This is a genomic window from Vibrio sp. V23_P3S9T160 (assembly GCF_963886625.1).
Taxonomy (GTDB): domain Bacteria; phylum Pseudomonadota; class Gammaproteobacteria; order Enterobacterales; family Vibrionaceae; genus Vibrio; species Vibrio anguillarum.
The window spans coordinates 3,099-17,515 of the sequence record NZ_CAWPDB010000178.1 but is presented as its reverse complement, the minus strand read 5'-3'; the positions used below and the strand labels follow the sequence as shown (position 1 = coordinate 17,515).

At 48.0% G+C, this 14,417-nt stretch carries 9 protein-coding genes; 7 read left to right on the top strand and 2 right to left on the bottom strand.

Annotated elements, in window-relative coordinates:
- Positions 1 to 189: 189 nt before the first annotated feature.
- Both murQ and murP read left to right on the top strand, forming a co-directional pair.
- Complete coding sequence (gene murQ, locus AACU59_RS16880; RefSeq protein ID WP_017045936.1) at positions 190 to 1,092, top strand: N-acetylmuramic acid 6-phosphate etherase; 903 nt, start codon at positions 190 to 192, stop codon at positions 1,090 to 1,092.
- A gap of 29 nt (positions 1,093 to 1,121) precedes the next feature.
- Complete coding sequence (murP, locus tag AACU59_RS16875; protein ID WP_094144464.1) at positions 1,122 to 2,570, top strand: PTS N-acetylmuramic acid transporter subunit IIBC; 1,449 nt, start codon at positions 1,122 to 1,124, stop codon at positions 2,568 to 2,570.
- A gap of 154 nt (positions 2,571 to 2,724) precedes the next feature.
- On the opposite strand, the gene AACU59_RS16870 is transcribed toward murP, so the two are convergent.
- Positions 2,725 to 4,557, bottom strand: a complete 1,833-nt coding sequence (locus tag AACU59_RS16870) for an ABC transporter ATP-binding protein (protein ID WP_094144465.1) — start codon at positions 4,555 to 4,557, stop codon at positions 2,725 to 2,727.
- Positions 4,558 to 4,700: 143 nt separating this feature from the next.
- Between AACU59_RS16870 and AACU59_RS16865 the strand changes: the two genes are divergently transcribed.
- The 4 genes from AACU59_RS16865 (at position 4,701) to fhuB (ending at position 10,569) form a co-directional block, all read left to right on the top strand.
- Positions 4,701 to 6,797, top strand: coding sequence for a TonB-dependent siderophore receptor (locus tag AACU59_RS16865; protein ID WP_094144466.1), 2,097 nt, complete (start codon positions 4,701 to 4,703; stop codon positions 6,795 to 6,797).
- A gap of 105 nt (positions 6,798 to 6,902) precedes the next feature.
- Positions 6,903 to 7,688, top strand: coding sequence for an ABC transporter ATP-binding protein (locus AACU59_RS16860; protein ID WP_026028190.1), 786 nt, complete (start codon positions 6,903 to 6,905; stop codon positions 7,686 to 7,688).
- Positions 7,679 to 8,605, top strand: coding sequence for an iron-siderophore ABC transporter substrate-binding protein (locus tag AACU59_RS16855; RefSeq protein ID WP_094144467.1), 927 nt, complete (start codon positions 7,679 to 7,681; stop codon positions 8,603 to 8,605). Before AACU59_RS16860 ends, AACU59_RS16855 begins: the two co-directional genes overlap by 10 nt.
- Positions 8,602 to 10,569 (top strand): Fe(3+)-hydroxamate ABC transporter permease FhuB, encoded by a 1,968-nt coding sequence (gene fhuB, locus AACU59_RS16850; RefSeq protein WP_094144468.1) that lies wholly within the window; start codon positions 8,602 to 8,604, stop codon positions 10,567 to 10,569. Before AACU59_RS16855 ends, fhuB begins: the two co-directional genes overlap by 4 nt.
- Before the next feature lie 66 nt (positions 10,570 to 10,635).
- Here the strand turns inward: fhuB and AACU59_RS16845 are convergent, their stop codons facing one another.
- Positions 10,636 to 11,124 carry a TIGR00645 family protein gene (locus tag AACU59_RS16845; protein WP_017045929.1) on the bottom strand — a complete coding sequence of 163 codons (489 nt, stop codon included), beginning with the start codon at positions 11,122 to 11,124 and terminating at the stop codon, positions 10,636 to 10,638.
- A gap of 288 nt (positions 11,125 to 11,412) precedes the next feature.
- On the opposite strand from AACU59_RS16845, the gene AACU59_RS16840 reads away from it, so the two are divergent.
- Positions 11,413 to 14,205, top strand: coding sequence for a M16 family metallopeptidase (locus AACU59_RS16840; RefSeq protein ID WP_094144469.1), 2,793 nt, complete (start codon positions 11,413 to 11,415; stop codon positions 14,203 to 14,205).
- Positions 14,206 to 14,417: the final 212 nt, after the last annotated feature.

Below are 14,417 nucleotides of genomic sequence, written 5' to 3'. Positions count from 1 at the left end.
CATTAGTGTAGTGGCTTGTATTAACTGGCCTTTTGTTCGGAGGCTTAAAAGATATCGGTGCATTGTAGGCCATTATTCCATGTAATGACTGGTCAAAGAATAACCTTTGTTGTGATTTTTGTCACTAAAGTGGAATATTTTATTCCATAGAATCGCCCTCAGTTCCGAATTAAAACCGAGAAATAGACGATGAACCTAGACCTAACCCTGTTGGTTACCGAAAGCCGCAATCCTGCCAGTGCTGACATTGACACCCTTTCCACCTTAGAGATGCTGCAAGTCATTAACCATGAAGATCAACTGGTCGCGTTGGCGGTTGAAAAAACCTTACCGCAGATAGCGCAAGCGGTGGATGCCATTACCTTGGCATTTCAAGCGGGTGGACGTTTGATCTACATGGGAGCGGGAACCTCCGGTCGCTTGGGGATTTTAGATGCTAGCGAGTGCCCACCCACCTACGGCTCTGATCCTAAACAAGTGGTTGGGCTTATTGCGGGCGGACACCCAGCGATTCTTAAAGCGGTTGAAAATGCCGAAGACAATGTTGAGCTTGGGCAAAGCGATCTGAAAAATATTAATTTGACCCGCAACGATGTGGTGGTGGGTATCGCCGCCAGTGGTCGCACACCCTATGCGCTAGGCGGTATGGCTTACGCTAAATCACTGGGTGCAACGGTTGTGGCAGTAGTGTGCAACCCAGATTGCGCGATGCAGCACGCGGCTGACATTGCCATTGTGCCTGTGGTGGGCGCGGAAGTGGTCACGGGCTCTTCACGTATGAAAGCGGGCACGGCGCAAAAACTGGTGCTTAACATGTTAACCAGCGGCGCGATGATTCGTTGCGGTAAAGTGTTTGGCAACCTCATGGTCGATGTCGAGGCAACCAACGCTAAGTTGATTCAGCGCCAAAATAACATTGTGGTCGAAGCGACAGGTTGCAGTAAAGAGGAAGCAGAACAAGCACTGAGCGCCTGCCATCGTCACTGTAAAACCGCCATTGTAATGATTCTTGCGGGGCTAAGCGCCGAGCAAGCGACGCAAAAACTGGCCAAGCATAATGGTTTTATTCGCGCGGCACTGAATGATCAATAACCCGACTGGATCTATCCAAGGATGTCCCAATGGCAAAAATAACCTCCAATATGATCGCCAAGCTGCTTAGTGCAGTCGGTGGTAGTGGCAATATCGGTAAGTGTGGTAACTGCATGACGCGCTTACGTTTAACATTAAATAATACGGCATTGGCCGATCAGGCTCTGCTGAAAACCCTTCCCGGCGTAATGGGCGTGGTGGAGAGTGACCAACAACTGCAGATCATTTTAGGCCCAGGCAAAGCGCAAACGGCGGCCGATATGATGAATGAGATGATCGCCAACGGTGGCGGTGCTGAGACGGATGTGGCCGTAACTGCCGATCTATCCGCGATTGCTGCTGAGCAGAAAAAGCAGATGAAGAGCAAGCAGACCAGCGGTGTACAACGTTTTTTAAGCAAATTTGCGACCATTTTCACGCCGCTGATCCCCGGTTTCATTGCTGCGGGTTTGTTGCTTGGTTTTGCCACTTTGCTGGAGCAAATGTTCGTTATCGATCAATCGCCTAGCCAGTTTATGCTCGATCTCATTACTTATATGAAAGTGTTTGGTAAAGGGCTATTTGCTTTCTTGAGTATTTTAATTGGTTATAACGCGCAGCAAGCCTTCGGTGGCTCGGGTGTTAATGGTGCCATTTTAGCTTCGCTGTTTGTGCTGGGGTATAACCCAGAGGCGACAACGGGTATCTACTCGGGTATGAGTGAATTCTTTGGCTTCGCCATTGACCCACGCGGCAACATCATCGGGGTACTATTGGCCTCTATTTTGGGCGCGCAAGTAGAACGTAAAGTGCGCCAATACATGCCTGATGATTTGGATATGATCTTAACCTCTGTGGTGACGTTACTCATCATGGGCGCGGTGACTTTCTTGGTGATCATGCCGATTGGCGGTGAGCTGTTTAAAGGCATGTCATGGTTGTTTTTGAACCTCAATGATAACCCGTTGGGCGCGGCGTTACTGTCGGGTTTGTTCTTAATTTCGGTGGTGTTTGGTATTCACCAAGGGTTTGTGCCAGTCTATTTTGCGCTGATGGATGTACAAGGTTTTAACTCTCTGTTTCCTATTTTGGCGATGGCGGGCGGCGGCCAAGTGGGCGCTTCGCTGGCACTCTATTTCAAAGCGAATAAAGATGCGTTGCTGCGCACGCAAGTGAAAGGGGCGATCATTCCCGGTATTTTGGGGATTGGCGAACCACTGATTTATGGCGTAACCTTGCCGCGGGTTAAACCGTTTGTCACCGCTTGCATTGGTGGGGCGGCGGGCGGTTTCTTCGTCGGCTTAGTTTCTTACCTTGGTTTGCCAGTAGGATTAAATACGGTGTTTGGCCCGTCAGGCATTGTCGCAATTCCATTGATGACTTCCGAGCAAGGAATTTTTGCTGGGATGATGGTGTTTGTTGGCGGTCTTTTAATCTCCTACACTGTTGGCTTTCTCGCGACCTACTTTTTTGGCTGCAAAGATGTCGATTTAAGCTAATTCACCCCCCCCTATGTATGGTATGCGAAATAGTATGCAAAATACCCAAACTCGGTCAAGTGAGGGTATTGGGTGAAATAGCGCGGCCTTTAGCACATCTTCTTTCTCTGTTGGATGTGTCTAAAGGCCTTTTATTTGGCCTAAAGAGCATCCACTACGCAAGTTCGCCTATAAACCCACCCGTTTGATGTGCCCATAGCTGAGCATAAACGCCTTGTTGTTGCAGCAACTCTTGGTGTGAGCCTTGTTCAATGATTCGTCCTTCATCCAGCACGATTAAGCGATCCATGGCGGCAATGGTTGATAAACGGTGCGCAATGGCGATCACGGTTTTGTTTTCCATCAGCGTTTCAAAATTTTCTTGAATAGCCGCTTCTACTTCTGAATCTAGGGCCGAGGTGGCTTCATCCATGATCAGAATCGGCGCATTTTTTAATAGCACTCTGGCAATCGCAATGCGTTGGCGTTGGCCGCCAGAGAGTTTGACACCGCGTTCTCCCACTTGAACATCGTAGCCAAGGTTGCCATTCTCATCCTGCAACTGCGCGATAAAATCATGAGCATGCGCTTGACGGCTTGCTTCTATCAGCGCTTCTTCCCCGGCCTCTGGGTTGCCATAGAGAATGTTGTCGCGGATTGAGCGGTGCAACAGAGAAGTATCTTGCGTGATCATACCAATGTGTTGGCGCAGTGAATCTTGGCTGACCTGCGAAACATCTTGTCCATCAATGCAGATTTTGCCGCCATTCAAATCGTAAAATCGCAGCAGCAAGTTAACCAGTGTGGATTTACCCGCGCCTGAACGACCCACTAACCCCACTTTTTCGCCTGCTTTTAACTCAAAGTTAAGCGCCTCAAACACAGTGTTCTCTTGTCCATAGTGAAAGTGAACGTTATGGAAGCTGATTTGCCCTTGCGTTACTTGCAGCGGCGGCGCATTGGCTACATCCGTTATGGTCACTGGTTGCGACAAGGTATTCATTCCATCCACCACAGTACCGATATTTTCAAATAGTGCGCTCACTTCCCACATGATCCATTTCGACATGCCTTGTACGCGCAGCGCAATGCTAATCGCAATCGCAATGACACCGACAGTCACTGAGGCATCGAGCCACAAATTGATTGATAAAGCGGCGATAGAAAACAGCAGTAAATAGTTGATGGCGTCAACACTCCACAACAGGCACGTCACCATGCGCATCTGTTGGTACACGGTGTTCAAAAACCGTTTCATGCTGCTTTTGGCGTACTGCATTTCTCGCTGTGAATGGGAAAACAGTTTCACGGTGGCAATGTTGGTGTAACTGTCGACTATGCTGCCCGTCATAGTTGAGCGAGCATCGGCTTGATCGGTCGCCACTTTTTTCATCTTGGGAATGAAATACAATTGAATGATGATGTAGGCCACGAGCCAAATCAGAATCGGGATCATCAAGATGCGGTCAGATTCGCCCATCATCCAAATCATCGAGACAAAGTAGACCGCGATGTAAACCAGTACATCGACCAGTTTCATCACTGTTTCTCGCACCGCCAGTGAACTTTGCATCACTTTGGTGGCGATTCGCCCCGCGAAATCGCGTTGGAAAAAACTGACGCTCTGTTTGAGTAAGTAGCGGTGGATCATCCAACGTATCGACATCGGGTAATTACCCAGTAGCGTTTGGTGCATGATCATGGAGTGGAAAAAAGCCAGCAGCGGCATAATGACCACCACCAGCGCGGCCATTACCCACAAGCGGTCACTTTGATCGGCCCAGAATGTGGCACGTTGTTGGCCGCTAAGAATATCAACCAATTCACCCATATAGCGAATTAGGGTGACTTCGGCAATCGCCACGCAAGCACTGAGCAGTGACATGACCAGTAACGGTATTTCAAAGCCCCGTGTGTAATGACGGCAGAAGGCCAATAAGGTGTTAGGCGGTTGTTGCGGCTCTTCTTTAGGAAACGCCGTCGTGAGATTTTCAAACCATTGAAACATAGGTGATCAACTTATGGTGATGTGCGAGTGAGATTCATTCTTATTTTTATCTGTTAAATATTGAATTTATCAGTAAAATGACGGGCAATAATAATGATAATAAAAACGTTTCTCAAACTAATTAAAGCAGGAGGTATCCTTTAATGGATCTCATTCGCCCAAGCTTGCTGGGGACAGCAATTCACAACATACTAAAAATCAGCGCATTACCTTGTCTGTTCATGGTTTCGGCTACGGCACAAGCTGAGCAAACACCACCACAAGTTTTAGACACGATCGTGGTAACGGCATCGGCATTGAAAGTCGATACCCCGACACAAGAAACCGCAAAGTCGGTCACTGTCATTGAACGTGATGAACTCGACCAGCATAACGTACAAAAACTGGATGAAGCATTGCGCTATACGCCGGGGTACACCTCACCTTATGGCGCGGATAACGACGCCGAGTGGATGTTTGTGCGTGGTTTTGAACCGAGTGTCTATCTCGATGGTAACCGTCTTTATAAAGAAGGTTTCTTTGCTTGGACGGTTGAACCCTTTGGTTTAGAGCGAGTTGAATTGGTGAAAGGCCCGTCTTCGGTGCTGTATGGTGAGTCCATGCCGGGCGGTATTGCCAACGTGGTGCAGAAAAAGCCGACTGATGGCGCGCAGCATTCCGTATCTCTGTCGGTGGGGAATAAAAATTACCAGCAGTTGGGTGTCGATATTGCCGATTGGGCCAACCAAGATGGCAGCCAGCGCTACCGCTTGGTGGCGATGGTTAATCAAAAAGAGGGTGAATTGGATGGCATTGAGAGCCAGCGCGTTTATGTTGCGCCAAGCTACGCTGTCGATTTATCAGATCAAACCACGCTAACGCTGATGGCCACTTTCTTAAAAGATAACGGCGTGCCACAAAACGGTTTCTTCCCAAGCGATGGCACATTAATGGCGCTGCCCAATGGCGAGACGATTGCGCCTAACCGCAACTTTGGCGAGCCGGATCACGATGATTTCGATAAAACACAACTGTCGTTCGGCTACCAACTCTCTCATCAACTGAACGACACTTGGAGCCTCAAGCAAAACTTCAACTACGCCTATGTTGATCTGTACCTGCGAAGCTCTTCGGCCTATAAAAATGCTTGGCAAGACAGCGACCCATACACATTGGCACGTTATACCTTGATCAATGATGGTGATGCACACAGCGTAACCTTAGATAACAACGCCCAAGCACAGTGGCAAAGTAGCCAATTTGAGCACCGCTTATTGACCGGGTTTGACATTCAGTATCACCAAAATAAATGGCTGGGTAATGGCACTGGTTCACAGGTGGGCGTGATCAACAGCCTTAATCCGACCTACGGCAATGTGCCTGATCTCTCAAGCAGCTTGTATGACAATGAGATTGTCAAACAGCAGCTGGGTGTGTACGCGCAATATCAAACGAAGTGGCAACAGAAATGGGTTCTGAATTTAGGTGGCCGCTACGACAAAATTGATGTTGAAAGCAAAGGTTTGAATAAAGATGAGCTTGATGATGGCCAACTGTCATTAAACAGCGGTTTGATCTATTTAGCCGATAACGGTTTGTCACCTTATGTGAGCTACTCTGAATCTTTCTATGTGATCAGCAGCTTAGATTTCACCACCAACAAACTCTACAAACCCGTCGAGAGCAACCAAACCGAGGTGGGTGTGAAATACATGCCAAGCTGGCTCGATGGCTATGTCAATCTGGCGTGGTTTGATATCGACCAGAAAAACGCAACCGCCTCTACCGTCGGCAGTAATGGCGCGTTAACCACCAGTCAATCGGGCACAAAAACCAATACGCAAGGGTTCGAAGTGGAAGCTCGCATGGCTGTGACAGAGAATCTGATGCTGAATGCCAGCTACACCTATCTCGATGCTCATACAGGTGAAGGAACGAGCCAGAATCGTAAGTCGATGATTCCGCGACACTTAGCGACAGGCTGGGCGAGCTATGATTTTGCAGGCCTTGGGATTGAGGGGCTGACGTTGGGCTCTGGCGTGCGTTATACCGGAACGTCTGTGGATGCCTCGCTCGATAAAAAGGTGCCTGCTTATATGCTGTGGGATGCAATGGCAAGCTACGCCATCAATACACAGTGGGATGTGCAGGTTAACCTCAATAATATTTTGGATGACGAGTCCCTTGCTGGTTGTGATTTCGGAACCTGCTATTACGGCGAATCACGTCGTATGGTGGCAAGCGTGAATTACCGCTGGTAAGCCAGCATGAACTCACCTTCGTTGAAGGTGAGTTTGACGGTTTTTGAACATTCCCGCGCCGGCGGGGATGTGTGTTTTAGGTGGTTCGATTTTTGGGGGAGAGTGATGTTTACCTTATCAAATGTTCAAGTGGTACGCGGTGGACGAAGCATTTTATCCATTGAATCACTGAATATTCCCACCACAGAGTTAACTGTGGTACTCGGCCATAATGGCTCTGGTAAATCCACGCTGGTGAGTTTGATTTCTGGTCAGCAAGCACCTGACCGTGGCGACGTGTTACTTAACCAGCAGCCGATTGCCGAGCTCAGCGCCAGAGCGCTGGCTAAAGCGGTGGCGTTTTTGCCACAAAAATTGCCAACTTCAGCGGGGTTAACGGTACGAGAGTTAGTGCGCCTTGGGCGTTTTCCGTGGCGTGGTCCTTTTGGTCGCTGGCAAAATCAGGATGAAGTGATCATCGATCAAGCGATCGCCCAAACCGGCGTCACTGAATTTGCCTATACCTTGGCAGATGAATTGTCTGGCGGTGAAAGGCAACGCGCTTGGGTGGCGATGCTGTTGGCGCAGCAGTCTCCGGTGCTGATTTTAGATGAGCCAACCTCGGCGTTAGATGTGCAGCACCAATATCAGTTAATGGCTCTGCTTGCGCAATTAAACCAAACACAAGGCTGCGGAATTATCGTCATTTTGCATGATCTGAACCTTGCGCTACGTTACGCGACCCATATTGTCGCGCTCAAGCAGGGCAAGGTTGCTTTTGAAGGCGATGCCTCTTTATTGGCCGATGAAGCACGTTTATCGGCGCTTTATCAAACGCCGATTCAACTGTTGGATCACCCAATGTCCAATTCAGATTCTCACACGCATAAGGTCGCGATTGTATGTGCTTAAACCTTGTAAAGCGCTGGCTGGTTGCTGGCTTACTCTCTGTTTTTTCGAGTGTCGCTTTTAGCGCGCCATTGACCGTACACGACAGCCGCGGAGAGCAAACTCTACAGCAGCGGCCACAACGTGTGGTGGTGCTCAATTGGGATTTACTTGAGCAAGTGATTGAACTGGGTATCACACCCGTTGGCGCGCCAGAGCTTGCCAGTTATCAAGAGTGGGTTGTCAAACCGCAAGTGCCGCAAGGGGTAGAAGATATCGGCACGCGCGTTGAACCCAATTTGGAAAAAATTGCTGCACTGAAACCAGATCTCATTCTCGCTGCTGCGCCGCAGCAAGATTTAATCACACCGTTAGAGCGCATTGCTCCGGTGCTCTATTTCTCTAATTTTCAAGCCAGTGATGACAGTGGCGCAGTCGCGATTGACCATTTTCACCAATTAGCGCAGCTCTTTGACAAGCAAACGCTCGCTGAGCAAAAACTGACCACAATGACGGAACGTTTTGCGCAGTTAAAAGCACAAATTGACATCGCATTTTCTCATCAAACACCCGCGGTGGTGGCGATGCGTTTTGCTAATCCAACCTCGGTGTTCCTTTACGGTGAAAACTCCACCACTCATTATGTGCTGAAGCAATTGGGCTTGTATGAAGCGCTGCCTCAGCCCGCCAAAGAGTGGGGGATTGTGCAACATCGGTTAACGGATCTGCAGTATGTTGAGCAAGGTTATGTGCTCTATTTCTTGCCATTTGCCCAGCAAGCACAGCTAGAAAAATCAATGCTTTGGCAAGCGATGCCGTTTGTGCGTCAAGCACGAGTGAACTCGGTTGAGAGTGTCTGGAACTACGGCGGTGCGATGTCACTACAATACATTGCAGAAGCGCTGACACGCAGTTTGCTTGAGGTTGCGCCTAAGTCATGAACGGAAAAGTGTTTCTCGCACTGAGTAGTGCGCTGTTGCTTGCGGCGATGCTCAGTGTGCAAATTGGCAATGGCGTTGATCTAGTCACGCAATGGCAACTGTTGTGGGCGCAACGTGAAGCGAGCTCTTTTGCGGAGTTCAATTTCCTATATGGTCAATTGCCCCGTTTGGTGATGACGTTGCTGGTGGGCGCGATGTTAGGTTTGGTCGGCAGTGTGATGCAACAACTGACGCAGAATAACCTCACTTCACCATTGACGCTGGGCACCTCATCTGGAGCTTGGCTGGCGCTGATTATTCTCAACATTGGTTTTCCAAGCCTAGTTGCCAGTTACAGCGCGTTGGCGGCAATGAGTGGTGCTTTGCTCGCATTTGCGTTGATCGTGGTGATTGCTGGTGTGCGTAACATGACGGGCTTGCCGTTAATTGTGGCAGGCATGGTGGTGAACCTGCTACTTGGCGCGATTGCGACGGCACTGATTCTACTCAATGAACAATACGCCAAAAACGTTTTCATGTGGGGCGCGGGCGATCTGGCGCAAAATGGCTGGGATTGGGTGCAGTGGTTGCTGCCGCGGTTATCGGTCTCCTTATTGATTTTACTGTTTGCGCCAAGGGTTCTGACGTTATTGCGTTTAGGTCATCAAGGTGCTGCTGCTCGTGGTTTGCCTGTCATTCCTGCATTTTTAATCTTAATGGTGCTCGGGATTTGGTTGGTTTCAGCCTCGATTACCGCGGTGGGCGTCATCAGTTTTATCGGGCTACTCACGCCGAACATCGCCCGTGCTATGGGGGCAAGAACGCCAAAACAAGAGCTCTATTCGAGCTTACTGCTTGGCGCGTTACTGCTTTCATTGACCGATATGCTCGCAATGTGGTTGAGCCTATGGACTACGCAAGTCATCGCCAGCGGTATCACAGCCGCGGCGATTGGCGCGCCCGCGCTGATCTGGTTTAGTCGCCGTCAGCTTAAGGCGCAAGATACCTTGACTATCTCACTGCCTCAGTCGCGCACGTCACTAAGCCGTGTCGCACTATTGGGGTTGCTGCTAATGATGCTGGCAGCACTTGTGTTGCACACGCTGTTTCAAATGAACGAAATCAGTTGGCAATTGGCGCTGCCAAGCAGCTATCAGTGGTCATTACGCTGGCCGCGCATGCTTACCGCCTTATGCGCTGGTATTGGTCTTGCCTTGGCTGGTAGCATTTTGCAACGTTTAATATACAACCCGTTAGCCAGCCCAGATATTTTAGGGGTCTCATCAGGGGCGACGTTTGCGTTGGTGTTTGCCAATCTCTTTTTAGGTCAAAGCTTGTTAGCCGCTCATTGGGTGACAGCGTTGTTGGGTAGTTTGCTGGTGTTGGCGGCATTAGTTGTGCTGGGTAAGCGCCATCAATACGCCGCGTCGAGTTTGATTTTAACCGGGATAGCCATCACCGCACTGCTTGAATCCTTAGTACAATTTTGTTTGGCTAAAGGGTCAGAAGACAGTTATCGAATTTTACAGTGGTTGGCAGGCTCAACCTATCGCGTTACGCCTGACCAAGCGCTATTGCTGGCCGTTTTGGTGCTGTTACTGGCCGCGGCCACCCTCGCGCTGTCGCGTTGGCTGACTTTAATCTCCATTGGTCGTCGTTTTGCCAGTGCGCGCGGCGTTAATGCGCAAAACACCAGTTTGATTTTATTGACCATTGTGGCGCTGTTATGTGCGCTGGTGACAGCGACGATGGGGCCAGTGTCGTTTGTGGGTTTGATTGCGCCACACATGGCGATGATGCTAGGCGCACAGCAAACTAAAACGCAACTGCTGGTGGCAAGTTTAGTCGGTGCATCGTTAATGTTGTGGGCGGATTGGCTCGGACAGGTGATCGTTTATCCGATGCAAATTGCGGCTGGCACGCTCGTGGCGATTCTCGGTGGGAGCTATTTCTTGCTGTTACTGTTGGTCAATCGTTCAAAATAAGCTCAGTCTATTTACCATTGGCATCGATAGTGTTAACGAATAGCCCTGTGTATACAGGGCTTGCGGCTATTTTTTGGTGATTTTATCTAAATAACCCATCGCAAAGGCCGATAAGACAAAGGTAATGTGCAGCAGTAAGTACCACTTGATTTTTTCACTGTCGATATTTTCAGTGTTCATGAAGACTTTCAGCAAATGAATTGAGGAGATGGCGACAATCGATGCCGAAACTTTATTTTTCAACGATCCTGTGTCTAATTTTCCGAGCCAGCCGAGCTTATCATCCTCTTCGGCGATATCAATTTTAGAGACAAAATTCTCATAGCCTGAAAACATCACCATCACAATCAACCCACCAACCAATGAAATATCAATCAAAGAAAGTGTCACTAAAATCAGGCTGACTTCATCGGTGCTCAAGATGTTAGGTAGCAGATGAAACACTTCTTGGAAAAATTTAATGCCTAATGCCAGCAGCACTAAACTTAACCCCAAATAGATAGGGGCCATAATCCAGCGTGCTGAATAGAGTAGTTTTTCGACGATATTTTCCATAATTATTCCGTTTATGATCTCCACGAAGTATGTGGAATAAGGGGTGATAATACTGTGTTTTCTTGTGATTTGGCTACGTTATTGCACAAAGTTTTTGTAGAGCAATATAAGCCAGCCAAGCTGATATTCAAGGGGGCGTGGTACGCGTTTGATCACCATGGCATGATGTTGAAAATATTGTACTGTTTTGTATGGAATTGTCTTGATGTATTTATAAATTTAATAAATGGGTGATAATAAGCGCTCAATTCGAATGAGTGTCGTTCTATACATACTGAGAATCTTAATTTGCGTAATATTCTATTTTTTCACCCATTGAGCTTATTATTGCTGCTTGTTATATCGGCCAGTTCACTATCGACGGAGTTACCTAAAAGTCATCGCATTCACGAAGGTCAGCTTGAAAACGGCTTAAGGTACCAATTAGTCCATAACACGACACCTGCTCATGCTGTCATTATGCGTATGCGCATTGCGGGTGGTTCTTTAGTCGAGTCAGATCAAGAACAAGGCTTGATGCATCTTTTAGAACACATGGCGTTTAAAGGTTCGGACTCTGTAGCCGAAGGGGAGATGATTCGCCAACTTGAACGCTTAGGATTAAGTTTTGGATCCGATACCAATGCGGTGACTCAATTCAATCAAACCGTGTATGAGTTCAATATTGCTCAAGGAGACTCACAAAAAGTAGCAACTGGTTTGTGGCTTATGAGAGAGATTGCGGATCGCCTTAAGCTTGAACCAAAGGCGTTGGAGCAAGAAAAACCGGTTGTTGTGGCGGAATGGAAAGAGAGAAATTCCGCTGATGTTGAGAATTATCGTCAACAGCTGAGCTTCTTATATCCGAGGAGCCCTTTGTCAAAACGTTTGCCAATTGGTGATCTCGATGTAGTAAAACATGCTAGCTCAGAGCAGTTACGTTCACTCTATCAACGCTTTTATACGCCAGAACGTACCACGATCATTGTGGTGGGAGACCTTGATGTTGCTCAGGCCGAAGAGCAGATCAAACGACTTTTTTCTAACTGGGTACCTCACCGGGATGCGGTACCGCTACGGGCTGACCATTTGATGTTGCCTGCAGTAAGGACACACTTGCAAGCCGATGTTTTCTTTGATGCTCGTTTGCCGACCCAAATTTCGCTTGGTGTGATTGCACCACAAGAGCGACAAGCAGATAGCGTTGAAAGTCGCCATGAAATGATCCTTGAATCAATATTGTCGAACTTACTCTACCAACGGTTACTTCCCCATCTGATAGACCAAGAGGGGATAACGAATGCTTTTGTTCATATTGAACAAGATTTCGGTATCGCATCACGGATGGAATTGTCACTGGTAACCTTGCCCGAGCAGTGGCGGCATGGGCTGACATTACTTGAACAGACGGTGCGACAAGCGATTCGATACGGCTTTAATCAGAGCGAAATTGATCAAGCGATCAAGGCAATGCATGCTGATTATCAGCAAAGAGCAGCAAGTAGCGATACTTTGCATAGTTTTTCGATTGCGCAAGGCCTAGTGACAAGTGATGCTCAGCAATTTGTCCCGATTGAACCGACGTTCGCGCTTGCTCTTTTTGAAGCTTATCAACCTCAAATCACCGCCGCTCGATTGCACGACCTGCTTACAGAACGTTGGCAAGGTAAGCCGTGGATTTATCTTTCTGGGCCATACAAGGTTGAGAAAATCAATCAAACGCTACTCGATGTATATGAACAAAGCCAAAAACAGCCAGTAGAGCCTTATCAAATATCATCGGTCGAGGCATTTGCCTACCGTGAATTTGGTGAGGTGGGCACGCTCGTTCACGACAAGCGAGATCCCGAAACGGGGATTCGGATGTTGAAATTTGCCAATGGCGTTAAGCTCAACATCAAGCCAACCGAGTTAGAGAAAAACGTCATCTACCTCAATCTTTCATTAGGTTTTGGCGAATATCCATTACCTAGAAAAGAGGGAATTCAGGCACTGTTTAATGATGGCTTTGTTGCTGGTGGGTTAGAGCAGCATTCGTTTCAGCAGTTAATTCATCTCTTTTCTGCTGCCAATGTGACGACGGGGTTCAATGTCGGAACGCTTGGTTTTGCGAGTCAGGATTTCACCAATCAAGCGTCGCTTGACCAACAGTTAGCACTGCAAACGGCATTTTTAACGAGCCCGGGCTGGCGAGAAGAGGGGATGAACCAATTTCGTCAACGAGTACTGGCAGCGAGTAACAGCCAGAACACGACGCCAGAAGAGGCATTTTGGACGGTGTTACCTGAATTATTGCACCCTGACGACCCACGATTTCGTAGCCATGACGAGGAACTGTTAAAGCGTCATTTTTCAGAATTAGTTCCAGTGTTTGCCTCGGCGGTAGATAAAGGCCTTTTAGAAATTGCCATTGTGGGTGATCTTGACGAAGAGAAAACGATTCGATCGGTTGCTAAAACACTGGGCGCTTTGCCGCGTCATCCAGAAAAAGAGCTGCAAGTTGAGCGCGTTGAGTTTCCATCATTGCCTGCTTCACATATTGTTGAGCATCAAGGTTCAGCCAATGCCGCGGCACTGGCTTGGCTGTGGCCAACGACTGATAAGGTGAATGCCGAACACTACGCAAAACTGATGCTGCTTGAAGAGGTTCTCAGTATTTTGTTGACGGAAGAAGTGAGAGAAAAGGCTGGCGCGAGTTACTCACCTTACCCATTTAGCAGCAATGATTTTCTTCCCACAGGATTTGGTTATTTGGGGCTGTTCAGTGTGACAGACACAACGCAACTTAAATTAGTGGAAGAGAGTTTCGATGCGGTATTGTCTCGAGTGAAAGCTGATCATGGCATTGATGCTGATATGTTGCAACGAGCGAAACAACCGCTTCTACAATGGTTAGATAGTCTGCCAGAAAAGAATGTATTTTGGCTTGATGTCGCATCGTTAACTCAAACTTATCCGCATCGCTATAGTCGTTGGCAGGAGGTTCGTCACGCCATCAATCAGGTGAGTACGAATGATCTGCGTCATGTTGCTAATCAATATTTACAAGCAGACAAACGACTGAGTGTTAAGATATTACCCAGCACTACCTCTGCAATCTAAAAATAAAATGAGCCTCCTATTGGGGGCGTTATTTTTATGATTAAATCTATTGTTTTTATATTTTTTCTGGATTAATGTCACTTATTTAAATATGCCTAAACAACTTGGAGTTGCAGGTAGGCGGCAAGTGAGTGAGTCCCCATGAGCATAGGTAAACTATGTGATTGCGCTTAACGAACGTAGCCTACACCGCTGCGGCTTCAAGTAGGAAG

Coding starts and splice junctions, on each gene's coding strand:
- murQ (WP_017045936.1), top strand. CDS start 190: ATGAACCTAGACCTAACCCTGTTGGTTACCGAAAGCCGCAATCCTGCC.
- murP (WP_094144464.1), top strand. CDS start 1,122: ATGGCAAAAATAACCTCCAATATGATCGCCAAGCTGCTTAGTGCAGTC.
- AACU59_RS16870 (WP_094144465.1), bottom strand. CDS start 4,557: ATGTTTCAATGGTTTGAAAATCTCACGACGGCGTTTCCTAAAGAAGAG.
- AACU59_RS16865 (WP_094144466.1), top strand. CDS start 4,701: ATGGATCTCATTCGCCCAAGCTTGCTGGGGACAGCAATTCACAACATA.
- AACU59_RS16860 (WP_026028190.1), top strand. CDS start 6,903: ATGTTTACCTTATCAAATGTTCAAGTGGTACGCGGTGGACGAAGCATT.
- AACU59_RS16855 (WP_094144467.1), top strand. CDS start 7,679: ATGTGCTTAAACCTTGTAAAGCGCTGGCTGGTTGCTGGCTTACTCTCT.
- fhuB (WP_094144468.1), top strand. CDS start 8,602: ATGAACGGAAAAGTGTTTCTCGCACTGAGTAGTGCGCTGTTGCTTGCG.
- AACU59_RS16845 (WP_017045929.1), bottom strand. CDS start 11,124: ATGGAAAATATCGTCGAAAAACTACTCTATTCAGCACGCTGGATTATG.